Annotated in this window: 16 protein-coding genes and 1 tRNA gene; 9 read left to right on the plus strand and 8 right to left on the minus strand. The window is 71.2% G+C overall.

Annotated elements, in window-relative coordinates; translation table 11 throughout:
- Nucleotides 1–128: 128 nt before the first annotated feature.
- The 3 genes from ACYVKA_RS13865 to ACYVKA_RS13875 all read left to right on the plus strand — a co-directional run bounded on the left by ACYVKA_RS13865 (nt 129) and on the right by ACYVKA_RS13875 (nt 3,053).
- Nucleotides 129–202 (plus strand) — tRNA-Met (locus tag ACYVKA_RS13865).
- 170 nt (nt 203–372) lie between these two features.
- Nucleotides 373–1,671 carry a M16 family metallopeptidase gene (locus tag ACYVKA_RS13870; protein WP_460706304.1) on the plus strand — a complete coding sequence of 433 codons (1,299 nt, stop codon included), beginning with the start codon at nt 373–375 and terminating at the stop codon, nt 1,669–1,671.
- Entirely contained in the window at nt 1,668–3,053 is a 1,386-nt protein-coding gene (locus ACYVKA_RS13875) for a M16 family metallopeptidase (RefSeq protein ID WP_460706306.1), read from the plus strand. The genes ACYVKA_RS13870 and ACYVKA_RS13875 overlap by 4 nt, the downstream gene beginning before the upstream one ends.
- 4 nt (nt 3,054–3,057) lie before the next feature.
- On the opposite strand, the gene ACYVKA_RS13880 is transcribed toward ACYVKA_RS13875, so the two are convergent.
- Genes ACYVKA_RS13880 through ACYVKA_RS13890 form a run of 3 tightly spaced genes read right to left on the minus strand, consistent with a single transcriptional unit; the run spans nt 3,058 to nt 7,641 of the window.
- Nucleotides 3,058–5,973 (minus strand): UPF0182 family membrane protein, encoded by a 2,916-nt coding sequence (locus ACYVKA_RS13880; protein ID WP_460706308.1) that lies wholly within the window; start codon nt 5,971–5,973, stop codon nt 3,058–3,060.
- Between the two features lie 3 nt (nt 5,974–5,976).
- Nucleotides 5,977–6,534, minus strand: coding sequence for a PPA1309 family protein (locus ACYVKA_RS13885; RefSeq protein ID WP_460706310.1), 558 nt, complete (start codon nt 6,532–6,534; stop codon nt 5,977–5,979).
- Between the two features lie 57 nt (nt 6,535–6,591).
- Nucleotides 6,592–7,641 carry a YlbL family protein gene (locus ACYVKA_RS13890; protein WP_460706312.1) on the minus strand — a complete coding sequence of 350 codons (1,050 nt, stop codon included), beginning with the start codon at nt 7,639–7,641 and terminating at the stop codon, nt 6,592–6,594.
- Between the two features lie 96 nt (nt 7,642–7,737).
- Between ACYVKA_RS13890 and ACYVKA_RS13895 the strand changes: the two genes are divergently transcribed.
- Nucleotides 7,738–9,090 carry a zinc-dependent metalloprotease gene (locus ACYVKA_RS13895; protein ID WP_460706314.1) on the plus strand — a complete coding sequence of 451 codons (1,353 nt, stop codon included), beginning with the start codon at nt 7,738–7,740 and terminating at the stop codon, nt 9,088–9,090.
- A 4-nt stretch (nt 9,091–9,094) separates the two neighbouring features.
- On the opposite strand, the gene ACYVKA_RS13900 is transcribed toward ACYVKA_RS13895, so the two are convergent.
- Nucleotides 9,095–9,661: a M48 metallopeptidase family protein gene (locus ACYVKA_RS13900; protein ID WP_460706316.1), complete on the minus strand. Its 567-nt coding sequence runs from the start codon at nt 9,659–9,661 to the stop codon at nt 9,095–9,097.
- A 339-nt stretch (nt 9,662–10,000) separates the two neighbouring features.
- Between ACYVKA_RS13900 and ACYVKA_RS13905 the strand changes: the two genes are divergently transcribed.
- On the plus strand, nt 10,001–10,165 hold the full coding sequence (locus ACYVKA_RS13905; protein WP_094765022.1) for a DUF5679 domain-containing protein: 165 nt from the start codon (nt 10,001–10,003) through the stop codon (nt 10,163–10,165).
- A gap of 166 nt (nt 10,166–10,331) precedes the next feature.
- A complete protein-coding gene (locus ACYVKA_RS13910) occupies nt 10,332–11,159 on the plus strand; it encodes a hypothetical protein (protein ID WP_394275371.1) in 828 nt (275 codons plus the stop codon).
- Between the two features lie 20 nt (nt 11,160–11,179).
- Here ACYVKA_RS13910 and ACYVKA_RS13915 read toward each other — a convergent pair whose 3' ends face one another.
- From ACYVKA_RS13915 to ACYVKA_RS13925, 3 genes are all read right to left on the minus strand, one after another.
- Nucleotides 11,180–11,464: a WhiB family transcriptional regulator gene (locus tag ACYVKA_RS13915; protein WP_394275370.1), complete on the minus strand. Its 285-nt coding sequence runs from the start codon at nt 11,462–11,464 to the stop codon at nt 11,180–11,182.
- A 102-nt stretch (nt 11,465–11,566) separates the two neighbouring features.
- On the minus strand, nt 11,567–11,695 hold the full coding sequence (locus ACYVKA_RS13920; RefSeq protein ID WP_394275369.1) for a hypothetical protein: 129 nt from the start codon (nt 11,693–11,695) through the stop codon (nt 11,567–11,569).
- Nucleotides 11,696–11,821: 126 nt separating this feature from the next.
- The gene (locus ACYVKA_RS13925) at nt 11,822–13,963 is read right to left on the minus strand and encodes an ATP-dependent DNA helicase UvrD2 (protein WP_460706317.1); all 2,142 of its coding nucleotides are present in this window, start codon (nt 13,961–13,963) and stop codon (nt 11,822–11,824) included.
- 146 nt (nt 13,964–14,109) lie between these two features.
- Between ACYVKA_RS13925 and ACYVKA_RS13930 the strand changes: the two genes are divergently transcribed.
- From ACYVKA_RS13930 to recD, 3 genes are read left to right on the plus strand one after another with little or no spacing between them, the layout of a single operon-like run.
- The gene (locus ACYVKA_RS13930; protein ID WP_460706319.1) at nt 14,110–17,334 is read left to right on the plus strand and encodes an exodeoxyribonuclease V subunit gamma; all 3,225 of its coding nucleotides are present in this window, start codon (nt 14,110–14,112) and stop codon (nt 17,332–17,334) included.
- Entirely contained in the window at nt 17,331–20,741 is a 3,411-nt protein-coding gene (locus tag ACYVKA_RS13935) for a UvrD-helicase domain-containing protein (RefSeq protein ID WP_460706321.1), read from the plus strand. The genes ACYVKA_RS13930 and ACYVKA_RS13935 overlap by 4 nt, the downstream gene beginning before the upstream one ends.
- Entirely contained in the window at nt 20,738–22,579 is a 1,842-nt protein-coding gene (gene recD / locus ACYVKA_RS13940) for an exodeoxyribonuclease V subunit alpha (protein ID WP_394274667.1), read from the plus strand. Before ACYVKA_RS13935 ends, recD begins: the two co-directional genes overlap by 4 nt.
- A gap of 9 nt (nt 22,580–22,588) precedes the next feature.
- Here recD and nudC read toward each other — a convergent pair whose 3' ends face one another.
- Nucleotides 22,589–23,470 (minus strand): NAD(+) diphosphatase, encoded by an 882-nt coding sequence (gene nudC, locus ACYVKA_RS13945; RefSeq protein WP_394274668.1) that lies wholly within the window; start codon nt 23,468–23,470, stop codon nt 22,589–22,591.

The raw sequence follows: 23,470 nt of genomic DNA on the forward strand, positions 1-23,470 counted from the left end.
TCCACTCACTCTGCCCCCACGCGGGCACTTTGAGATGAGTCAACGAAGCACTCCACGCGGGCATCTTCGATGAGTCAACGCGCCGATTTTGTCTTTCGTCAGTGTGTGTGTAATGTTGTGTTCACCGACGCGGGGTGGAGCAGCTCGGTAGCTCGCTGGGCTCATAACCCAGAGGTCACAGGTTCAAATCCTGTCCCCGCTACTATGTGGCAAGTGCCGTCGGCCAGATCGTGATCTGGCCGGCGGCACTTTTTCGTGCGCCCCACCTCGCACCCTGCCCCCGGGACTGGCCTGAGTCACCCTCCACCACCCCGGACGCCCGACGCATGTGGCCATCGGCCCCCTCCGCTGGGCTGTGGCACGCTGGTGGGTATGCCGAAAGACCCGACGCTGCAGTACGAGATCATCGAGCGCACCCTGGCCAATGGCCTGCGCGTGGTGGTCAACCCCGACCCCACCAGCCCCGCCGTCGCGGTGAACATCTGGTACCACGTCGGATCGGCCGACGAGCAGACGGGGGCCAGCGGCTTCGCGCACCTGTTCGAGCACCTGATGTTCCAGGGCTCGCGGCAGGTGGCCTCGGGCGAGCACCTCGCGGCACTGCAGGCCGTGGGCGGCACCGTCAATGCCACCACCAGCTTCGACCGCACCAACTACTTCGAGACCGTCCCGCCGGGCGCAGTGGAGCTGGCCCTGTGGCTCGAGAGCGAGCGGCTGTCCAGCCTCGACGTCAGCCAGGAGAACCTGGACACCCAGCGCGAGGTGGTCAAGGAGGAGAAGCGACAGCGCTACGACAACGTCCCCTACGGCGACCAGCTGCACCTGCTGCTGGCACTGAACTTCCCCGAGAACCACCCCTACGCGCACCCCACCATCGGGTCGATGGAGGACCTCGACGCCGCCACCCTGGACGATGTCCGCGACTTCTTCGCCACCTGGTACCGCGCCTCCAATGCGGTGCTCACCCTCGCCGGGGCCGTCGAGGCCGAGCAGGCCTTCGTCCTGGCCGAGAAGTACTTCGGCTCCCTGCCCGCCCTGCCCGAGCCCGAGCGTCGCCGCGCCGCCCCGCTGGAGCCCCACCAGGGCATCCCGCGGCTCGAGGTGGTGCGCGAGGTCCCTCGCGAGACCCTCCACCTGGGCTGGCGCACGCCCGACCTGGGCCACCCGGACCACCTCGCCGTCGAACAGGCCCTCACGGTGCTCGGCGGCGGCCCGGCCAGCCGGCTGCACAAGCGGCTGGTGCGCGAGGCCGAGGTGGCCGAGGGAGCCGGCGCCTCCCAGCTCGACCTGGCCCAGGGCACCTCGCTCGCACTCGTCTCCGCCCGGCCGCGCGACGGCCACAGCCTGGACGAGCTGGAGGAGCTCGTCATTGCCGAGGTGCAACGGCTGCTCGACGAGCCAGTCACCGCCGAGGAGCTCGACCGCGCCAATGCCTCCTTCGAGCGCGAATGGCTGGGCGAGCTCGCCGAGGTCGACTCCCGCGCCGATGCCCTGGGCTCCTTCGCCACCCTGTACGGCGACCCCGGCCGGCTCAACACCCACCTCGCCGAGCTCGTGGCCCTGACACCCCAGCAGGTGCAGCAGGCGGCCCGACGCTGGCTCGCCCCCGAACAGCGCAGCGCCCTGCACTACCTCCCCAGCCCCAGCCAGACCCCGCAGGAGCAGGCATGAGCCAGACCTTCGACCAGACCAGCCACACGCCGCTGCCCCGCCCGTCCATCACCGATGCGCAGCCGTGGAGCTTCCCCACCGCCCGGCAGCGGGTGCTCGACAACGGCCTGCAGGTGTGGGCCTTCCACCTGCCCGGCCAGCACGTCGTCACCGCCGCCCTGGTGCTCGACCTGCCGTTGACCGTCGAGGTGCCCGAGCTCGAGGGCATCGCCACGATGACCCTGCGGGCCAGCGACGAGGGCACCCGGGAACACCCCGGCCAGGCCATCATCGACGCGCTCGAGTCGGCCGGCGCCGCCTATGAGGGAGGTGCCTCCGCCTCGGCCACCATCTGCTCGGTCGAGATGCCCAGCACCCGCCTGGCCCAGGCCCTGCCGCTGTTCGCCGAGATCGTCCAGTCCCCCACGTTGGCCGATGCCGACGTCGAACGCCACGTGGCGCTGCGACTGTCCGAGATCGAGCAGACTTTGGCCCGCCCCTCGTCGGTGGCGGCCCTGGCCGTGCGCCAGGTGCTCTTCGACCCCTCCTGCCGCGAGGCACGGCCCCAGGGCGGCGTCGCCCGGACCGTCCGTGCCGTGACCGGCGAACTGGTGCGCAGCTTCCACGAGCGCCACTGGGGACCCCAAGGTTCGACCCTGGTCGTCGCCGGTGACCTCGACCAGGACGTCGACGCCCTGGTCGAACAGTGCTTCGGCGGCTGGAAGGCCCCCGGCGGCCGGGCCCTGCACGTCGTCCCCACCCCGGCCGGAGCCCCGACCTCCACCGACCAGGGACGCATCGTGCACCTGGTGGACCGGCCCGAGAGCGTCCAGACCGAGATCCGCGTCAGCGGCATCGGCCTGGACCGCACCAGCCTCGACTTCGCACCGCTGCAGGTGGCCGCCAGCGCCATGGGCGGCAGCTTCGGCAGCCGACTGAACACCGAGCTGCGCGAGCGCAAGGGCTACACCTACGGCGTCCACTTCGCCGTCTCCCCCGCCCGCCTGGGCGGCACCTGGGCGGTCTCCACCAGTGTGCGCACCGAGGTGGCCGCCCAGGCCGTGCTCGACTGCCTGCGCATCATGGAACTCACCGAGGACTTCAGCCCCGAGGAGGTGGCCGACGCGGTCAACCAGCAGCTGGGCGTGGCGCCGCTGCGCTATGACACGGCCTCGGCCATCGCCAGCCAGGCCGCCACCCTGGCCGCGGCCGGATGGGACCCAGACTTCGTCAACCTGCACTTCACCCGCATCGGCCAGGTGGGCCCGGCCAGCGCCAGCGCCGCCTACCGCGCGGTCGTGCGCCCCGAGAACAGCCACGTCGTCCTGGTTGGCGACGCGGCAGCCCTGCGGGAGCCACTGGCCGAGGCAGGCTTCGTCGTGCAGGAGCTCGAGGTCAGCTGAGGGCTCAGCGCAGCGCCTGTTCGGCCTGGGCCACCTTCTTCCGGGCCAGGTCCATCTGCTTCTCATAGGCGGCCAGGTCGCCCTTGGCCAGTTCCTTGTCGGCCGCCGAGAAGGCATCCGCCGCCTGCTTCAGCAGCTCCTGCGCGGTGGCCTGTTCGGTGGGAGGAGTGCCGTCCTGCCGCGGCGCCTCGGACGACTTCCCGCCACCGCTCCCCTCCCCGGTGGAGGCGCCCGCGTCACCCTGGAAGACGCTGTCCAGCGCCTCCTGCAGGGTGCTGCCGATGCCGATGTGCTCGCCGAAGCGCACCACCACGAAACGCAGCACCAAGTAGCCGCCGGTGGTGGTGGACTGCTGCGTGTAGACCGGTGAGACGTAGAGCAGTCCGCCGCCCACCGGGATGGTCAGCAGGTTCCCGAAATGGGCCTGGGCCGAGCCCTGCATCAGGTAGGGACGCAGCTTCGAGGCGACCGTCTCGTCGGTGTTCATCGCATTGAAGGTCTGGCCCGGGCCGGCCACCTGCTGGCGGTCGGACAGTTCCAGCACCCGGATACGGCCGTAGTCCTCGTGCGAGGCATCGGCATTGACCGCCATGAAGGCGCCCAGGTTCTCACGCCCCCGGGGCACCAGGGCCGAGCTTTGGCTGAAGACGGGTTCGCGGTCCCCCGGCCACTTGATGGACAGGTAGTTGGGGGCCTCCTTGCGCCCGTCATTGGAGACCGGGTCATTGGGCACCGCCCACAGGTCCGACTGCTGGAACCAGGTGTCGGGATTGGTCGAGTGGTAGCGCCCCAGCACCTCGCGCTGCACCTTGAACAGGTCGGCCGGGTAACGCATGTGCTCCAGCAGGCTCGCGGGGATGCTCGCCTTCGGCTGCACCAGCCCCGGGTAGACCTTCTGCCAGGTCCGCAGCACCGGGTCCGACTCGTCCCACTGGTACAGGGTGACGGTGCCGTCGCCGGCATCCACGACAGCCTTGACCGAGTTGCGCAGGTAGTTCACCGGCCGCGGCTGCTGCTGCACGCTGGTCTGGGAGTCACTGGTGGCCTGGCGCAGGTCCACCCGGTTGGAGTTCGGGTAGGTGGCCGAAGTGGTGTAGGCGTCGACCACCCACACGATGCGTCCGTCGACCACCGCCGGGTAGATGTCGGAGTCGGGCGTCAGCCAGGGCGCCACCTTCTGCAAACGTTCCCGCGGGGTGCGGTCGTAGAGGATCCGCGAGGCCTCATTGACACGATCTGTCGACAGCACCAGGTTCGGGTCACCGAAACGGATCGCGTACAGCGCCCTGATCAGCGGATCTCCGATGCCGACGCCGCCCTTGCCGTCATAGGTGTTGCGGGTCTCGTTCGAGCCCTTGGCACCGCCCCCGGGCGTGTCCAGCTCCACCGGCTCGGTGCCCTCGGGCGCGCCCACCACGGCATAGGTGTTGGTGCGCTCGCCGAAGTAGATCCGCGACTGGGTCTCCTCCAGCTTGCCGACGGTGGGGATGTCGCGGGCGATCCACTCCGGCTCGCCGTTGGCCTGGCGGCGGTTGCCATAGGCCGCCACGACACCGTTGCCGTGGGTGTAGACGGTGTGCAGGTTGGTCCAGCTCTTGTCGGGGATCTCGTCGGCATTGATCTCGCGGGCCGCCACCACCGCGTCGGTGAAGTGGCCGTCCAGCGTGTAGCGGTCGACGTCCAGCACCTCGGGGAAGGAGTAGTAGCCGCGCACCTGCTGCAGCTGTTCGAAGGTGGGTCCGATCAGGGCCGGGTCCACCAGGCGGATGCCTGGCAGGGCGGTGGCATCGGCCTTGAGCTGGCCGGCCGAGACGGTCGTGGTCACGTCATGGTCCTGGGTGACCTCGACGTCGGACAGGTCATAGGCATCGCGGGTCGCGGCGATGTTCTGTGCGATGTAGGCGCGCTCCCGCGCCGGGCCCTTGGGCTGGACGTCGAAGCGCTGCACGATCGCCGGGTAGATGCCCTGCACCAGCACGGCCGAGACCAGCAGCAGCACCAGGGCCAGGACAGGAATGTTCCAACGGCGCATCCGGGCATTGGCCGCCAGCAGCGCCGCGACCAGCAGGCAGACAAGGGCCAGCAGTTCCTTGGCCACCACGCGGGCGCTCATGTCGGTGTGCCCGATGCCTGTGAAGAGCCAGTTGTTGGTGACCGCATAGCCGTAGCGGTCGAGCCAGCAGGAGATGGCCATCAGCACCATCAGCACCGCCCCCAGCACCGACAGGTGGGCCTGGGCGCCCTGGCCCAACTGGGTTGGCCGGCGACTGACCACCGTCTGGCCCGTGGGCGTGGTGCTGACGGTGAAGGACTGCAGCGCGCCCAGCATCAGGTGGGCCAGCAGGACCGCGAACAGGCTTGCCCCTGCGATCCAGAAGGCCTGGGACAGCACGAAGCGCCACCACGGGTAGTCGAAGACGTAGAAGGCGACGTCCTTTCCGAACCACGGCTCGGTCTGGCCGAAGGGCGTTGCGTGGCGCCAGGCCAGGAAGACGTCGCGCTGCAGGAAACCGGCCAGTCCGCTGGCCAGGCCCAGCACTACCGAGACTCCCAGGATCACCAGGCGGTGGCTGCGGTCCACCAGCGCCCGGGTCTGCCCGACCAGTGGTGAGCCGCCGCTGCGGGTACGTGGGCGCATCCGGTGGGCCAGGCGCAGGTTGAGGGCCGTGCAGGCCGTCATCAACCCGCCGCAGGCGACGAAGAGCAGTACCCCGGTGCCGAGCCTGGTGCGGAAGACCTGGCCGACGTCGAGCTGGGTGAACCACAGCCAGTCGGTCCACAGTCGGGAGCCGAGCATCACCAGCAGACCCACGGCCATCAGGGCCAGGACGGCCGCCAGGGGCGCGTTCTCACGGGCCGGGCGGCGCGGGTTGGAGCGGGACGGGCGGGGCCGGCCGGCTGTCGGCTGTGCGGTGCTCATTGCTCAGGCCAGGGTCCGGGCCAGGGCGTTTGCCAGGGCGGGGACCAGCTGGGTCCCGCCGAGGAGTTCGTGGGGCTCGCTGACCAGGCGGGCCAGCCCGTGGCTGCTGCCGTCGCGCAGCGACCCCACCACCACGCGGACGTCCTGGCGCTGGGGATGCTTGGCGACGAAGCGCGCCGCCTCGTCGGGATTGGCCGGGATCTGGTCCTCCAGGCCGGCGGGCAGGAAGGTGCGCTCCAGGGCGAGGGCGCAGCCGTGGACGCTCTCGGACCAGCCGATCTGGGCCAGGGTGGTCATCAGGTCCTCCCCGTCACGAAAGTCCTCCTGCTCGATCGAGCTCAGGGCGTCCTCGCTGGTGACGGTGAGCTGGTCAGCCAGGTGGGGCTCGGCGGCCACCAGGTCTGCAGTGCGCACCAGGGCGAACAGGCGGGCGGGCTGGTCCCATCCGGACTGTCCGACGTGGCGCTCGATCTCCACCAGGGCAGCGATCAGCGCCTCCGGCTGGTCCTGGGCGCCCTCGGCTGCGTCGGGCTGGGTGCTGGGCTGGTGCTTCTCGCTCATCGAGGGTCCTTGTCATGCGGGTGTGGACGGGTCGTGAAGGTGTGGCGCGTCGGTGGGTCAGCAGTGGGCAAGGGTCGCCGGGTCGACTCCAGCGCGCCAGTCGGTGAGGATCTTGACCGCTTGGGAGAGGGTCTCGACCGGCACCAGCTCGAGGCTGCTGCGCATCCCCGTCAGGTCGGTGCAGTTGGCGCGCGGCAGCAGGAAGAGCTCCGAGCCTGCGCGCTCGGCGGCCGCCACCTTCTCCTGCACGCCGCCGATGGGCTGAACCGTGCCATCGGCCATGATCTGGCCGGTCACGGCCACGTCGTGGCCGCCCAGCAGGTCCCCCTGGGTGATCTGGTCATAGATGGCCAGGCCGAAGCCGAGCCCGGCGCTGGGGCCCACCACCTGCTCGTCGACGCCGAAGGAAACCTCGGGGGCGTACTTGTAGCCATTGACAGTGCTGATGCCCAGCACCGGGACCTTCTTGTTCTCATTGGACGAGGCCGTGGTGACGGTGACGTCGCGCCTCTGGCCGTCGCGCAGCACCCCGAGCACCACCGGGTCACCCACCTGGTGGCGTGCCACCAGGCGTTCCACATCGGCAGGCCGCTGGACGACGGTCTGGTCGACGCGCTCGATCAGGTCGCCGGGCTGGAGGCGGTCATAGGACGGCCCCGCCACTCCGACGGACTCCACCAGCGGCATCTGGCGCACCGGCTGCCCCCCGGCCCGCAGGGCAGCCACCACGGCATCGGAACGGGAGTCCACCATCATGGCCACCTCCTCGTTGCGAACCTGGTCGGCCGACTTGCTCGGGGGGTAGACCACCTCTCGCGCCAGCACGTCATGCTTGGGCGCCACGTGGGAGTAGAGGGCCTCGGGCAGGCTCAGCGAGGAGTCGACCCGGGTCACCGAGACCGTCGTCATCCGCAGCTTCCCGGTGGTCGGATAGGTCTTGAGGCCTTCGACCTGGACCGCCGGGACGCCGTCGTCGTCGGTTGCGAGAAGGTCGAGGGTGCGGCCGGGCCCCCAACTGACGAAGGGAACGGGCAGCAGGGCGAGCAGCAGGGCCAGCCCCACGAAGCAGACCGCGGAGACAATGGCGGTCCAGGTCTGTCGGGTCATGGCGGCCACCCTACCCGTGTGCGCACAGCCCGCCCCACCCGACGCGTCCAGCCATGGGACCTTCACCGGGCTTGTGCCGTGCGGTTCAATGGCACCATGAGCGATTCGACCGGAGCACCGCGCGACGACCAGCCGAACGATCCCCTCAGCGAGATCCTGCGCCAGCTCGGCATCCCGACCGGACCGGGCGGACAGATGGACCTCAACCAGCTGATGGCCCGGCTGCAGCAGCAGATGGGCGCCTTCAGCCAGCAGACCTCCGAGGGTTCCGGCGTGAACTGGGAGCGCACCCGTCACGCCGCCCGGCAGGTGGCTGCCAGCCTGGGCCCCGACCCGAGCACCACCAGCCAGCAGCAGCGCGAGGTGGCCGATGCCGAGCGCCTGGCCAACCTGTGGCTTGACGAGGCATGTGACTTCGGGGAACTGCCCCGCGGTGCAGCCGCCCTGAGCCGGGCCGAGTGGATCGAGCAGACGATGCCGGCCTGGGAGAAGATGACCGAGCCGATCGTCAGCAACATCGCCAGCGCCATGGGCAACATGATGGGCGGCCAGATGGGCCAGATGCCCGCCGAATTGGGTGCCTTCGGCGCGATGATGCAGCCCATGCTGCGTCAGGCGGCGGGCGCGATGTACTCGATGCAGCTGGCCCAGGCGATCGCGAAGCTGTCCACCCAGGTGGTGACCGGCTCCGAGACCGGATTCCACCTGATGGAACAGGCCCGCGCGAGCATCCTGCCCACCAATGTGGCTGCCTTCAGCGAGGGGCTCGAGGTGGGCGACCAGGACGTGCTGCTCTACCTGCTGCTGCGCGAGACCGCCCGTCAGCGACTCTTCCACCAGGTGGGCTGGCTGGCGCCCCAGATGCTGGCGATGGTGGAGCACTATGCACGGGAGATCACCATCGACGCGTCGGCGCTGGAGAGCGCCATCGACATCGATGACATGGGCGAGATGACGCCGGAGAAGATGCAGCAGATCAGCGAGAAGCTGCAGGGCAACCTCTTCGAGCCGACCCAGACGGCCGAGCAGGTGGAGATCCTGGGCCGTCTGGAGACGGTGCTGGCGCTGGTGGAGGGATGGGTGGACGAGGTCGTCGCCCAGGCCACCGCGCGTTGGATGCCGAACTCCTCCCAGCTGGCCGAGGCGGTGCGTCGCCGCCGGGCCGCGGGTGGCCCGGCCGAGGATGTGCTCAAGTCGCTGGTGGGCCTGGAGCTGCGTCCACGGCGCGTCCGCGATGCGGCGAACCTGTGGGCCGCGCTGACCGCCGATCGAGGCGTCGGTGGCCGTGACGCCGTCTGGCAGCACCCGGACATGATGCCGACCGCGGACGACCTGGACGACCCGCTGGGCTATGTCAGCGGCGAGAGCACACGTCCCGAGACCGACGACCTGGATGCCGAACTGGCCAAGCTGCTCGAACAGGAGGGCCGCTCGGGCGAGGAGTCCTGAGCGGTCAGTCGCCGTCGATCTCGTCGCCGCCCGGCGCAGTGCCCCGGGCGGCGCTCCATCCCTCGAGATATCCCTTGGCCCGCTCGGCGTGTGGGGTTCGGCCGGCCAGCTCGTGGAAGCGTTCGGTGTGGTGGGGTTCGACGAGGTGGGCCAGTTCGTGCAGCAGGACGTGGTCGACCACCCAGTCCGGCATCTGCTGCAGCCGGTGGGAGAGCCTGATCGTGCCCTCCGAGGGGGTGCAGGATCCCCAGCGGTGGTTCTGGTTGGTGACCCAGCGCACCGAGGCCGGCCGGACCGGGTGGCCCACCACCGGGTCGAGGTGTTCGATGGCGAGCTGGGTGGCCCGTCGGGTGAGGGCGTCGTCGCCGGCGGGGGGCCTGCGCCGCGCCTGCTGGCGCCGCATCCGTGCCACCATCGTGCGGGCCCAGCGCAGCTCCTCGGCGGCGGTCATGCCCGTCGGGAGCATCACGACGACGACCTGGCCCTCCCGGCGGGCCTGAATGGTGCGTCGGCGCCGGGCGCTGCGGCGAAGCTCCACCGTGGTGCCGTCCACGTCGATCCTCTGCGCCATGTCCTCCACTGTGGCACAGCCCTGGACACGAGCAGCCCCAGGGCTTGACGGTCCATCGCGGGTGGACTAGCCTTCTCACAAGGCCCTCGGCCGGTCGATCATGTGCAGGGGAAGGCAGATGATCTTGATCGCCGAGGGCCCTCTTCATGCCCTCGTGTCCGTCGCTCGCGCCGCCGAGGCCATCGCGGGCCTGCGCGCCTGGCGAAATCGCGGCCCCACACGGCGCGTCAGGCCCGTTCAGGCGGCGCAATCCTTGCTGACATGGCTACAGTGAACGACGAGCCCGGTGGCCGCCTGTTTCATGGCTGCCGGCCGGACAACATCAACCAGGAGGAAATCGTGGCCGAAGAGACCTACAGCGGTGAGTTCTACTGCGTCAAGTGCAAGGCGAAGCGTGAGGCCTCGGGCAATGTCGTCGTGAACGACAAGGGCACCCGCATGGCCAAGGCCAAGTGCCCCGAGTGTGGCACCAACCTGAACCGCATCCTCGGCAAGGCCAAGTGATCGCACCAGTCAGGACCTGACGTCCCAGTGACGTCGACGAGGGGGCGCACCGTGACGGTGCGCCCCCTCGCACGTGTCGAGCCGGTGTTGTCCGGGTGTTGGCCGGGTGTTGGCCGTTGCCTGCTGGCTCTGGTGTGTGTCCCCCTGGTCACAGCAGACTGCGGCCATGAGCGCCCGGAGCCGTTGCGAACACCTCACCACCAACCACGGAGACGTCTGGTGGCTCGACGAGACCACTTGGGTCAGGGTCTCGGGCCTCGACGAGGCCCATCCCCGCCACCGGGAACGGCAGGAAGCCGTCTCGGAACTCCTCGCCGGACGGGGCATGGTCGTCAAGGCCCGCCCCGAACAGGCCTGGACCGGTCTACACCTGGCGGTGGCCGGCAGTGGCCCCCTGGCACGGCAGGTGTGCAAGGAGCTCTTGCGTAGCGGTCTGGGGCGGCTCGACTGCCTGGATCCATTCGCACGCAATAGCGAGGGGCAGGCTGTGGTGCGGGCCCTTCGAGCCCGGCACCGGGCGCGCATCTCGTGGGTGGACGAGGTTGCGGAGCTGGCCGGACGCGGGGTGGACCTGGTGCTGGTGGCGCCGGACACCGTCGAGGCGGACCGGCTGCTGCTGGCCGAACTGGTCCGCCAGGACATCCCACACCTGCTGCTCGGTGCCCATGGGGACGTGGGCCGAATCGGGCCGCTCGTGCGTCCGGGGCGTGGGCCCTGCCAAGGATGTGCCGACCTGGCCCGCGGGCAATTGGAGACCGCCTGGCCGCAGGTCGTGGCGGCCCTGGGCTGCCGCCGGGCCCGCCCCCACCCGACGATCACCGGGCTGGTGGCTGCCCGGGCGGTGCTTGCGGTGGGCTGGCTGGCACGCGGTGTCGACGACGGGTCGGGCCTGCAGGGCCGGGTGGAGGTCATCGACCTGTTCGACCCCGCACCCCGCCGTGCCAGCTTCGGCGTGCATCCGGACTGTGGGTGCAGATGGCATCCGCAGCTGTGAGTCGGCAACAGCGGGGTGCCTCAGCAGGCCACCTGGTCGGGTAGGGGGTGCTTGCGCGGACGACCCCTTGGCCGTTTGCGTTCGATGACCCGTCCAGCATCGAAGAGCTCCCCACCCCACACTCCGTGCGGTTCGGCGCGCTCCAGGGCCCCGTCGAGGCATTGACGGCGCACCGGGCAGGTGGCGCAGACCTGCTTGGCGCGTTGCACCTGAAGCATGTCGTCCGAGAAGAACAGGGTTGGGTCATGCGCAGTGCACGCGGCGAGCGACAGGGGCACCGTGATCGGGTCGAACATGGTGGTCATTCGTGGAACTCCTGGGCCGTTGGGGCGGTGGTCCCGGAAACGACGAAGGCCGTGCGAATCCGGGGTGTTCCCGGCTGCACGGCCTGGCGAGGTGGATCGCGCTCAGGAGTCCATGAGGGGAACGGGGCGGGTGACGTCGGTGGCTGCCTGCTCACCGGGTCGGACGAACAGCGGGTGGCTGGTCTTCGCCGGGGAGGTGCCGAAGCACGTCATGGCCTGGATCGTGTTCATCGCTGCTCGCCTCCTCTCGTCGTGTGCCCCATCCGGGGGACCCGAATGTCTGGTGGTGAAGAATCTATGCTGCGGCGCCGGTTCCCGCAACCAATTTTTGACAAGGGCTTTCACCGCTGGCTCGGGTCAGGCGCCGGTCAGGGTCTGCTGCATCCCCTCGGGGGTCTCGCCCGCCACGATCTGCAGCAGGTCGGCGCCGTGGCGCTCCATCTTGGTACGTCCCACGCCCGGGACCCGCAGCAGCGCCTGCTCGTCGGCCGGCAGGGTCTCGGCGATGGTCACGAGGGTGGCGTCGGTGAAGATCACGAAGGCGGGCATGCCGCCGGCCTGGGCCACCTGCTTGCGCCAGGCCTTCAGCCGGGCGAGCAGCTCTTCGTCATAGTCCGAGGAACAGCCCTCGTGGCGCCCGATCTTGCGTTCGGCACCGTTGGTGAGGCCCTTGCCGCAGACCCGGCAGTTCTGCGACTGGGCACTGCGCGCACTGCGCTTGCGGCGGGGCGCCTGCTGTTCGGCCTGCTTGGCCAGCGAGGCGGGGGTGAGTCCGTCGAGGAAGCGGGAAGGTCCCCGACTGCCGCGTCCGCCGGTGCGCGATCGGCTCCAGGTGATCGACAGGTGGCGGCGGGCCCGGGTGATGCCCACGTAGAGCAGGCGCTTCTCCTCGGCCACCTGCTCGTCGGTGGTGGCCAGCACGAAGGGCAGCGTGCCCTCCTGGATCCCGAACAGGCACACCGCCTCCCACTCCAGCCCCTTGGAGGCGTGCAGGGTGCCCAGGGTCACGCCCTGGCTGATGGGGGCCTGCTGCAGTGCTGTCCGCTGTGCCAGCGCCTCGGCCAGCTCCGCCAGCCCGAACTCCGGATTCTCGACGGTCACCTCACGCGCCAGGTCCACCAGCGCGTTCAGTGACTCCCACTTCTCGCGCACCGAACCCGAACCCTCCGGCGGGTCCTCGGCCCACCCGACCCCGGACAGCACGTCCTTGAGCAGGGGCAGGCCGGGGCCCTCCGGCTCGGCCCGCAGCGCCGCTCGCAACGAGGCCAGGGCCTGCTTGATCTCGGGCCGCTCGTAGAACTTCTCGCTGCCGCGCACCAGGTAGGGGATGTCCAGCTGCGAGAGGGCGGCCTCCAGCGTCGGGGACTGCGCGTTGATCCGGAAGAGCACCGCCATCTCGCGCCACTCGACGCCCTCCTGGTGGCGCTGCTTCAGCCACTGCGCGATGTGGCGGGCCTCGTCGGCCTCCTCGGGGAAGGAGCCGAACTCCACCTCGGGCCCCTTGGGCAGCTGTGCTTCCAGACGCACCCCGCCCAGCTGGGCACGACCCGTCGCGGCGGCCGCCAGGCGGGCGGCACGAGACGGCATCATCACCTTGTTCGCCAGGCCCACCACCTGCGGGGTGGAGCGGTAGTCACGCACCAGCCGCACCACCTTGGTGCCGGGGTGCTCGGCGGCGAAGCTGGTGAGGAAGTCGGCACGGGCCCCGGCAAAGGCGTGGATGGACTGGTGCGGATCGCCCACCACGCACAGGTCGCGCCGCTCGCCCACCCACAGGTTGAGCAGCGTCTGCTGCAGCGGCGAGACGTCCTGGTACTCGTCGACGACGAAGTGGCGGTACTGGCTGCGCACCTGGGCCGCGATCTCGTCGTGCTCGCTGAGCAGCGCGGCGGCACACAGCAGGATGTCGTCGAAGTCGATCTGGCCGCGGGTGCGCTTGGCGGCCTCGTAGCCGGTGAAGACGCGTGCCACCGTCTCTGGATCTGCCGAGGCCAGTTCACGATGGGCCGCGCGCGCGATCGCGGGATACTCCCCCGCCGTCACATTGGAGACCTTGGCCCAGCTGATCTCGCCGGCGAGGTCGCGCAGCAGTCCGGTGTCGACGCTCAGGCCGTGGCGGGAGGCGGACTCTGCCACCAGTGACAGCTTGCGGTCGCTGACCTGCGGCAGCTCGACCCCGTAGGCCTTGGGCCAGAAGTACTGGATCTGGCGCAGGGCGGCGGAGTGGAAGGTGCGGGCCTGCACTTGGCCCACGCCCAGCTCGTGCAGGCGGCCCCGCATCTCGCCAGCCGCACGCGTGGTGAAGGTGACAGCCAGCACCGAGCGCGGGTCGAGTGCGCCGGTGTGTGCCCCGTAGGCGATCCGGTGGGTGATGGCTCTCGTCTTGCCCGTCCCGGCGCCGGCGATCACCGCGACCGGCACGTCGAAGGTGGTCGCCACCTCCCGCTGTTCGGGGTCGAGGGCTGCCAGCACTGCCTGCGGATCAAGGGAGTTCGCCACGTTGCCACCCTAGTCGGCGGGTCTGACAGGAACCGTTCGCGACGGCCCGCCCCCTCCTGCGCAGCCTCCGATCGGGCGGCACGCTGGCCGCACGAATCCGCCACAGCGCATTTTTGTCACAACCCCGTCCTAGGGTTGGAGCCACGATGACGACCACGACCACCGCCCCCGCCGACCAGTCCACCGGCCAGCCCGGTCTGGCACTGGTGACCTGCCCCGACTGGACGGTGCTGTGCGACCGGCTCGTCGAGGGGCTGCGCCGCCCGCCGGCCGACCCCTTCGCCCCCCAGACCGTGGTCGTCGAGGACCCGGCCACCCGGCGGGCCCTGGCCCAGGAACTGGCCGTGCGCCTGGGTTCCGCCACCGGTGACCACAACTCCGGGATCTGCGCCGGGATCGACTTCGTCAGCCTCCAGGGCTTGCGGCGACGGCTCGAAAGCGAGCTGCTGGGCCTGGACCCCGCCCGGGATCCGTGGCGACGCCGCGCCCTCACCCTCGCGGTGGTCGAGGTTCTGGCCGAGGCCAAGGGCGACTGGTTCGCACCGCTGGCCGCCCACCTGGGCGATGACGACTCGCTGCGCCCAGGCCGTCGGATCGCCACCGCCCAGCGGATCGCGCGGCTCCTCCACCGTTACCTGGAGACCACCCCGGAACTGCTGGAGTCCTGGCGCCGCGGCGAACTCGTCGATGCCGAGGGCCAGCCGCTCGCTGACTCACAGATCTGGCAAGCGATGGTCTGGCAGGCGCTGCTCGAGCGGCTGCCCGCACCCGACCCGTTGAGCCGCAGGATGATCCTGGCCGAGCGGCTGCGCGAGCAGCCCACGGGGGCTCCGCTGCACGTGGTGGACCCGACCACCGCCCGTCCCAGTGACGAGGGACTGGTGCGCGCCCTGGCCGATGCCGCGCCCGTCACCGTCCTGTTCCTCGACGCCCGGCGCGGTGACGAGCTGCTGGATGCCCGTTGGGCCGGGGTGCGCAACACGTGGCAAAGGCGCTGGCAGGAGGTGGCCGACAGCGTCGAGCAGCTTGGACCACAGGGCCGCACGGCCCTGGTGGACGTCCGGGTGGAGGTCCATGCCTCGCACGGGCCCGACCGTCAGGTGGAGGTGCTGCGCGAGGTGCTGTGCCGCCTGTTCGACGACGACCCGACCCTGGAGCCTCGTGACGTCGCCGTCGCCTGCACCGACCTGGCGCACTACGCACCGCTGGTGCGCGCCAGCTTCGGCCTGGACGAGTCACTGGTGGGCCGGCGGCTGCACCCCGGCCACCGGCTGAGGGTCCAGCTGGCCTCATCCTCGCTGGCACAGCCCAATCCCGTCTTCGACCTGCTGCGCCAGCTGCTCGAGCTTGCTGGCGACCGCGCCACCGCGCAGCAGCTGGTGGACCTGTGTGCCAGTTCACCCGTGGCGGCCCTGTTCGGTCTCGAGGAGGACCATCAGGAGCGCATCCGGCGACTGGTGGACCAGGCCGAGGTGCGCTGGGGGCTGGACGGCAGCCATCGTGCTGCCTTCGGGCTGGGCCAGGTGCGCCAGTCCACCTGGCTGGCCGGCGTCGAGCGCATCCTCACCGGTATCGCCATGGGGGCAGAACCCCTGCAGTGGCTGGGGACGGCCCTGCCCCTGGAACAGGTCGACGGCTCGGACGTGACCGTCGCGGGACAGCTCGCCGAGATCGTCTCCCGGGTCCGCAAACTGGTGGCTCAATGGCGCCAGCCCGCCACCGTCGAGGCCTGGGTCGAGCGCCTCCAGGAGGCGCTCGGCCTGCTCGCCGCCGAGCCCTCCGAGCAGGGCTGGCAGCTCGCCGCGGCCCGACGGCAACTCGCCGACCTGGCCGAGCTGGCCGCCACCCGCACCGCCCTGTTGCGCACCAGCGACGTCCGGGCGCTGTTCGACGAACTGCTCCAGCCCGGCCGCGGACGTCCCAACCATGGCAGCGGCGCCCTGCTGGTCTGTGCCCTGGGCGACCTGGGCCTGCACAGCCGCCGTGTCGTGGTGGTGCTCGGCCTGGACGATTCTCGCTTCCCGGCCCGGCCTGCACGCGATGGCGACGACCTGACGCGCGCGGCCCGCGATCCCCGCACCGACGCCCGGGCGCGGTCTCGCCAGTTGCTGCTCGACGCGACGCTGGCCGCCACCGAACGGCTCGTCGTGGTGCACCAGGGCCGCTCCGCGCGCACCAACGAAGGCCTGCCCCAACCGGTCGCCCTGCTGGACCTGGTGGAGGCCGCGGACCGGCACCATCCCGTGGCCTCCGAACAGCACAGCCTGCTGCCCCAGGCCGAACAGAACTTCCTGGCCGGATCGCCCCGCAGCTTCGACGTCGAGGCCTTGGCGGGTGCGCGGGCCCGTCGCGACACCGAACTGTCCCCGCCACCACCGGCACTCCCGCTGTGGCAACAGCAGCTCGGAGCTCCCGGTGTCGCGATGAGCTCACCCGACCCCGCCCAGCTCGACCCGGCCCAGTTCGACCCAGTCCAGCTGGATCTCGCCCAGCTCGTCGACTTCTGGCGCCACCCGGCCCGTGAGTTGCTGCGCCACCAGCTCGGCACCACCATGACCGACTGGGAGCGGCCGCTGGCCGAAGAACTTCCCGCCGAAACCACCGGCCTGGAGCAGTGGGCGATCGGCGACCGGCTGGTGCGCCTGGCCCTCGAGGGGGTCGACCTCGGGCGGGCGAGCACCGCTGAGCGCCTGCGCGGCGCCCTGCCGCCCGGGCAGCTCGGCAACCACAGCCTGGACTCCCTGCTGCCGGTGGTCCAGCGGGTCGTGCGCAGCGTGCAGCGCTGCCAGGGCGACGAACTTCGCGACCTCGACTGCGAGCTGGAGCTGGACGCCGCCGTGCTCACCGGCCGGGTGCGCGTCCACGGGGGGCAGATCGTGCACCACTCCTTCTCCCGCACCTCTGCCACCCATCTGCTGGAGTCCTGGTGCGAGCTCCTGCTCGTCGCCGCCACCCAGCCGGCGCCGTCCACCGGCTGGCGCGCCGTCCACGTCGGACGCGATGCGATGGCCACCCTGCTCGCCCCGCCGCCCGAGTGGTGCCGTCAGCACCTGACCGAGATGGTGGCCCTGTGGCAGCGCGGCCTGCACCAGCTGGTACCGCTGCCACCCAAGGCCGCCGCCACCTGGGTGGGCCTGACACCGCTGCGTCCCTTTCGGGACCACGACCCGGTCCGCAAGGCCGCCGACGAGTTCCGCTTCGAACACGACGCCGACTGGGGTCGCTTCGTCACCGACGACCTGACGGCCGTGCGGGAGCTGCCCCGGAGGGATGGTGACCCCGGCCCGACGGGAACTTCACGATTCGAGAACCTGGCCGACTGGATGTTCGCGCCCCTGCGTGGACAGCTGAACGTGGGGAACCTGCGATGACCCTGACCTTGGAACAGCCCCGCGACTTCGACCTCACGGGCCCGCTGCCCACCGGCACCACCGTGCTCGAAGCCTCCGCCGGGACAGGCAAGACCTACGCCATCGCGGCCCTGGCCATCCGCCACCTGGCCGAGGGAGTGGTGCGGATCGACGAGGTGATGATGGTCACCTTCTCCCGGGCCGCCACCAGCGAGCTGCGCAACCGCACCTACCTGCGGCTACGCCAGGCGGTCGGCGCCCTGGACGCCTTCCTCGAACAGGGCACGTCAGCCGCCGACCCGGTCGACGCCCTGCTGTGCCAAGGCAGCCCGCAGGCAGTGCGGGAACGCCGCGACCGGTTGGCCGAGGCCCTCGCCGAGATCGACCAGGCCACGATCGCCACCACCCACGAGTTCTGCCAGCGCATGCTCTCCGAACTGGGGCTGCTGGCCGACCACGACCACACCGTGCGCTTCAGTGAGGACATCGGTGACCTGGCCGAGCAGGTGGTCCACGACGTCTACCTGGCCGAGCAGGTGGAGCGCACCGGCCCTGCCCCCGGACGTCTGGCCACCTTCACCCGCTTCGCCCACGTGGGACGGGCGGCCCTGCGCGAGGTCGACCTGCCGGTGGAACCCGCCGAGGCACAGGGGTTGAGTGCAGAACGCGTCGCCTTCGCCCACCGGGTGCGCGAGCGCCTGGAACAGCGCAAGCGACTCGCCGGTGTCTACACCTTCGACGACATGGTCAACCGCCTGCGCGACGCCCTGGCCCATCCCGTCACCGGCCGGTTGGCCGCCGACCGTCTGGCCAGGCGTTTCCCGCTGGTGATGATCGACGAGTTCCAGGACACCGACCCGGTGCAGTGGCAGATCGTGCGGGAGGCCTTCGTCGGCCGGTGCACCGTCATCCTGATCGGCGACCCAAAACAGTCCATCTACGCCTTCCGGGGCGCAGACGTGAACGCCTACCTCGAGGCGGTGGCCTGTGCCGACCGGGTCTTCGGGCTGGGCACCAACCACCGCAGCGATGCCGGTGTCGTGGGCGGGATCGGGGAGCTCTTCGCCGGGGTCGCGATGGGCGATCCCCGCATTGTCGCCCACCCGGTGCGGGCGCGCCACCAGGCCGCCCGCCTGCGCGGACCGCGGCAGGCACCGGCGGTGCAGGTGCGCCTGGTGGGCGACGGCACCCGGCCGGCCTCGGGCCGGGCCGCGGCACGGGCTGTCGACCAGGACCTGGCCCGTGAGGTGGTGGGCCTGCTGGAGGACGGCTGGGAGCTCGACGACGGCCACGGCTGGCGGCCGCTTCGCCCGAGCGACGTGGCGGTACTGGTGCGCACCAACCGCCGTGGGGAGCAGGTGACCCAGGCCCTCGAGTCCTGCGGGGTCTCGACCGTCTTCGGCGGCGCCTCCAGCGTGATGGCCTCCGAGGCCGCCACGGCCTGGCTGCACCTGCTGCGAGCCCTGGTGCAACCCTCCACCCAGGCGATGAAGCGTGCCGCCCTCGGATGCCTGGTCGGCTGGAGCGAGGCAGACCTGGCCGCTGCCGTGGCCGACGACGGCAGCTCGGCCGCGAACCGCACGCTGTCCGAACTCGCGGTCCAGACCAAGACGCTGGCCCGGGTGCTGTACGAACAGGGCATCGCCGGAGTCTTCGAGGTGCTGTGTGACCGCACCGAGCTCTACCAGCGCCTGCTGGCACGCCCCGACGGGGAACGCATGATGACCGACGTGCGCCACCTGTCACAGCTGCTCAACGACCAGGTGGTGCGCCACCAGCTCACCCCGCCAGCCCTGGTGCAATGGCTGGCCGAACGCATCCGCGAGTCCCGGCGCGGCACCGACGACGACCGCACCCGGCGTCTGGAGACCGACACCGCCTGCGTCCAGGTGCTGACCGTGCACGCAGCGAAGGGCCTGGAGTTCCCCGTCGTGCTGCTGCCCCAGGCAGCCAGCGAATGGCGTCCGACACCCCGCCAGGGCGATGCCACTGTGCTGCACTGGGACGGACGGCGCGTGCTGGACGTCGGGGTCGACGCCGACTGGGCACGCCGGCAGGAGCTACGACTGGCCCAGGAGCAGTCGGAATCGCTGCGCAGCCTCTACGTGGCAGCCACGCGAGCATCCAGCAGGCTGGTCCTGTGGTGGGCCGCCACCACCTCCGAGACCACCACCTCTGCCCTGCACCGGCTCCTCTTCGACCAGCACCGTCACGGCCAGGAGGTCGCCGCCGAACCAGAGTTGCCCGACTCCCCCCGCGCGGCGGTCCAGATCCCCGCCGGCCACGTCGACCTGGTCACCGTCGAGCCGCGGCCGGCCCGTCGCTGGCAGGCGCCCCCACCCCAGGCCACGGCCCTGCAGGCGCGCTCCCTGGGCCGCACCATCGACACGAGCTGGCGCCGGACGTCCTATTCCGGGCTGACACAGGACCTGCACGACCAGCGCCCCACCTGGGCGGAGTCGGCGGTGCCATCGGAGGCCGACGGACTGGTGCTCGACGAGCCACAGCCCGAGACCGCGGGGCTGGACCCACAGTGGGACGGCCAACCGGACGCCATCGAGCCGGACGTCCTCGTCTCCAGCCTGGCCCCGCTGCCGGGTGGCACCCAGTTCGGCACGCTCGTGCACGCCGTGCTGGAACAGGTCGACACCCTCGCCCCCGACCTGGACGCGGAGGTCCGCGAAAGGGTGCGCCACGAACTGGCCCGGATGCCGATCGACGCAGTGGACGAACACAGCCTGGCCACCGGCCTGGTCGAGGTGCTGCACACCCCCCTCGGCCTGGTCGCCGACGGTCTCAGCCTCGCCCGAGTGGCCCCGGCCGACCGGCTCGCCGAGCTCGACTTCGAATTGCCGATGGGACCCCGCGGCACGGCCCGGCCGAACCGACTGCTCGACGTGGCCCGGGCCCTGCAGGACTCCGAGCTCACCGGTGGAGACGCCTTCGCGGCCCGCTACGGGGCCCACCTGGAGCACAGCGGCGTCCGCGACGCCACGCTGCACGGCTTCCTCACCGGCTCCATCGACGCGGTGCTGCGTACCTGCCCCGATGGCGCTGCAACTGGGGGCACCGACGCCGACCAGCACTTCTGGGTGCTCGACTACAAGACCAACCGCATCCCGGTGCCACCGGGGGCCGAGCTGACCTGCCTGCACTACCACCCCGAGGCGATGGCCGACCTGATGGTGGAGGCCCACTATCCCCTGCAGGCGCTGCTCTACTGCGTGGCCCTGCACCGCTTCCTGGCCTGGCGCCTGCCCGGCTACCGCCCCGAGCGCCACTTGGGCGGCGTCGGCTACCTCTTCGTGCGCGGCATGGCCGGGCCCGAGACCCCGGTGGTCGACGGCATCCCGTGTGGCGTGTTCACCTGGCTGCCGCGCCCCGAGCTCGTGGTGCGGGTCAGCGACCTGATCGGAGGCCAGCGATGACCAGTCCTGCAGCACAGCCACGCCCCGCCGCACCCGGGGCGCAGGTGGTGGTCTCGGCAACCGGCCTGCTGGCCACCTTCAACCAGGCCGGGGTGGTGCTGGGCGCCGACGTGCACGTCGCCCAGACACTCGGACGCCTGTGCCGCGAGGCCGACGAGCAGGTGTTGCTCGCCGTCGCGCTGGCGGTGCGTGCCCTGCGGCTGGGATCGGTGTGCCTGGAGGTCACCGGAACTGCCGAGCGCGTCGCCACCGAGATGCTCGACCCGGCCCTGGACATCGCGGCCAACAGCGACGTGGACGTCGCCAGCCTGCCCTGGCCCGAGCCGGGGGCCTGGCTGGAACGGCTGCGCGCCAGCACCATGGTCGGCCAGGGCGCGGACGCCCCGCCGAACCAGCGGCCGGTCCGTCTGGTGGAGGACCTGCTCTACCTCGAACGACACTGGGCCCAGGAGAGCGTGGTGCGCCACGAGCTCGACCAGCGCGGTGCCCATCCGACCCCCAAGGTGGACGACCAGGTGCTGGAGCGGACACTCGACATCCTCTTCCCCGGCACCGGCCTTGCCCCTGGTGAGGCCGACCTGCAGCGCCTCGCGGCGCGGGAGGCCGCCCACAGCTGGACCAGTGTCCTGGCCGGTGGGCCGGGGACCGGCAAGACCACCACGGTCGCCCGCCTGCTGGCGGTCCTGCAGTCCACCAGCACGAGCCCCTTGCGCATCGCCCTGGCCGCACCGTCGGGCAAGGCCGCGGCCCGGTTGGAGGAGGCCGTCACCGAGGCCCTCGACCGGCTGCCCGATGGCATCGACCGGCCGGTCATCGCCCAGGCCTCCACCCTGCACAAGCTGCTGGACGCCCGCGGCGCCGGCCGTGGCTTCGGCCGCACCCGGCACAACCCGCTGCCCCACCAGGTGGTGGTGGTCGACGAGATGAGCATGGTGGCGCTGCCCCTGATGGCGCGCCTGCTGGAGGCGGTGCGTCCCGACACCCGGCTGGTGCTGGTGGGTGACCCGCACCAGTTGACCTCGGTGGATGCTGGCGCGGTGCTCTCCGACCTGGTGACGGCCCGAAGCCCTGGTCGCGGACCGGTCACCGAACTGACCCACACCTGGCGCTTCGGGGCCGAGATCGCGGCCCTGGCCGAGGCGATCCGCACCGGCCAGGCCGAGACGGCACTGGAGCTGTTGCACACTGGCGGGCAGGTGGAGCTGGTGGCCGCCGATGCCAGCGCGCTGCAGCTTGTCGACCTCCCCGGACTGCGCGCGCAGGCCGTCGCGGCGGGGCGGGCCGTGCATGCCGCAGCCCAGGCCGGTGATGCGGTGACGGCGCTGGATGCGCTGGACGAGCACCGGTTGCTGTGTGCCCACCGGGAGGGACGCTGGGGCGTGGCCCGCTGGGGCCAGCTGGTCGAGGCGGCCCTGCACGAGGAGATCGACGGCTACGGCGATGGTGGCGAGTGGTACGTGGGCCGGCCGCTGCTGGTGACGCGCAACCTGCGCGACCTGGACCTGTCCAATGGCGACGCCGGGATCGTCGTCGCCCATGGCGCCCAGGTGCGGGCGGCGATCGGCGCCGGCGGGCAGCCGCGCCTGCTGTCACCCTTCCTGCTCGATGCCGTGACCAGCCTGCACGCGATGACCGTGCACAAGGCACAGGGCAGCCAGTTCCGGCACGTCACCGTGGTGCTTCCACCGCCCGAGTCGGCCCTGCTCACCCGCGAACTGCTCTACACCGCCGTCACCCGCGCCAGCCAGGGGGTGCGGCTGGTTGGATCGGCGGAGGCCGTCGCGAAGGCCGTGAACAGCCCGGCCCGTCGCGCCTCGGGACTGGCCCGCGGCTGGTGACGGGCCGGATCAGACCGGTCCCAGGCCGCCCTCGGGTGCGGGAAGGGTGCCCTCACGCCAGCGCTGGATGATGCGTCCGGCGATCGATCCCAGCCCGGGCAGGGTCAGGCCGTCGGCCTCGGCCGCGGTGAGGTCCTCGGGCGTGTACCAGCGCGCCCAGGCGATCTCCTGCCCGTCGACACAGACCTCGCCCCGGGCGCGGGCCGAGAAGCCCAGCATCAGCGAGCGGGGATAGGGCCAGGGCTGGCTGGACAGGTAGCGGACCTGGTGCACCTCCAGGCCCGACTCCTCGCGCACCTCCCGCACCACGGCATGCTCCGCGCTCTCCCCCGCCTCCAGGAATCCGGCCAGGATCGAGACTCTGCCCTCGGGCCAGCTCGACTGGTGCGCCAGCAGCAGCCGGTCCTGCTCGTCGAGCACCCCGACGATCATGGCCGGGTCGGTGCGCGGGAAGACATCACGCCCGCACTGGGTACAGGTGCGGTGGAATCCGCCCGAGGCCATGGTGGTCGGGGCAGCGCACAACTCGCAGTGGTGGGCCCGGTCGTGCCAGGCCAGGACGCCGGCCGCACTGGCCAGCAGCTCACGAACTCCCTCGCCGAGGCCCTCGTCACGGAGGCTGGCGACGGACACCTCTGCGGGGTGTTCGTCGACCCGTCGCGCGAACCAGGGCTGCCCGTCGAGCAGGCCGAGCAACACGTGGCGCTGCAGCTCCAGCTCCTCGTCGTCGGTCTCCCGTCCCGGCCGGCCGCTGCCGTCGAGCGCGACACACCCCCGGGGGTCGACCTCGAGGACCCGTGCCGACTGCCGCCACAGCTCCTGCATGGCTTCCGGACTGCGGTGGGCGGCAAGCCGGTCGAGCAGCGGCTGCGGATTCCATGCCTCGGTCAT

Source organism: Luteococcus sediminum (assembly GCF_054783495.1).

Coding starts and splice junctions, on each gene's coding strand:
- ACYVKA_RS13870 (WP_460706304.1), top strand. CDS start 373: ATGCCGAAAGACCCGACGCTGCAGTACGAGATCATCGAGCGCACCCTG.
- ACYVKA_RS13875 (WP_460706306.1), top strand. CDS start 1,668: ATGAGCCAGACCTTCGACCAGACCAGCCACACGCCGCTGCCCCGCCCG.
- ACYVKA_RS13880 (WP_460706308.1), bottom strand. CDS start 5,973: ATGAGCACCGCACAGCCGACAGCCGGCCGGCCCCGCCCGTCCCGCTCC.
- ACYVKA_RS13885 (WP_460706310.1), bottom strand. CDS start 6,534: ATGAGCGAGAAGCACCAGCCCAGCACCCAGCCCGACGCAGCCGAGGGC.
- ACYVKA_RS13890 (WP_460706312.1), bottom strand. CDS start 7,641: ATGACCCGACAGACCTGGACCGCCATTGTCTCCGCGGTCTGCTTCGTG.
- ACYVKA_RS13895 (WP_460706314.1), top strand. CDS start 7,738: ATGAGCGATTCGACCGGAGCACCGCGCGACGACCAGCCGAACGATCCC.
- ACYVKA_RS13900 (WP_460706316.1), bottom strand. CDS start 9,661: ATGGCGCAGAGGATCGACGTGGACGGCACCACGGTGGAGCTTCGCCGC.
- ACYVKA_RS13910 (WP_394275371.1), top strand. CDS start 10,332: ATGAGCGCCCGGAGCCGTTGCGAACACCTCACCACCAACCACGGAGAC.
- ACYVKA_RS13915 (WP_394275370.1), bottom strand. CDS start 11,464: ATGACCACCATGTTCGACCCGATCACGGTGCCCCTGTCGCTCGCCGCG.
- ACYVKA_RS13920 (WP_394275369.1), bottom strand. CDS start 11,695: ATGAACACGATCCAGGCCATGACGTGCTTCGGCACCTCCCCGGCGAAG.
- ACYVKA_RS13930 (WP_460706319.1), top strand. CDS start 14,110: ATGACGACCACGACCACCGCCCCCGCCGACCAGTCCACCGGCCAGCCC.
- ACYVKA_RS13935 (WP_460706321.1), top strand. CDS start 17,331: ATGACCCTGACCTTGGAACAGCCCCGCGACTTCGACCTCACGGGCCCG.
- recD (WP_394274667.1), top strand. CDS start 20,738: ATGACCAGTCCTGCAGCACAGCCACGCCCCGCCGCACCCGGGGCGCAG.
- nudC (WP_394274668.1), bottom strand. CDS start 23,470: ATGACCGAGGCATGGAATCCGCAGCCGCTGCTCGACCGGCTTGCCGCC.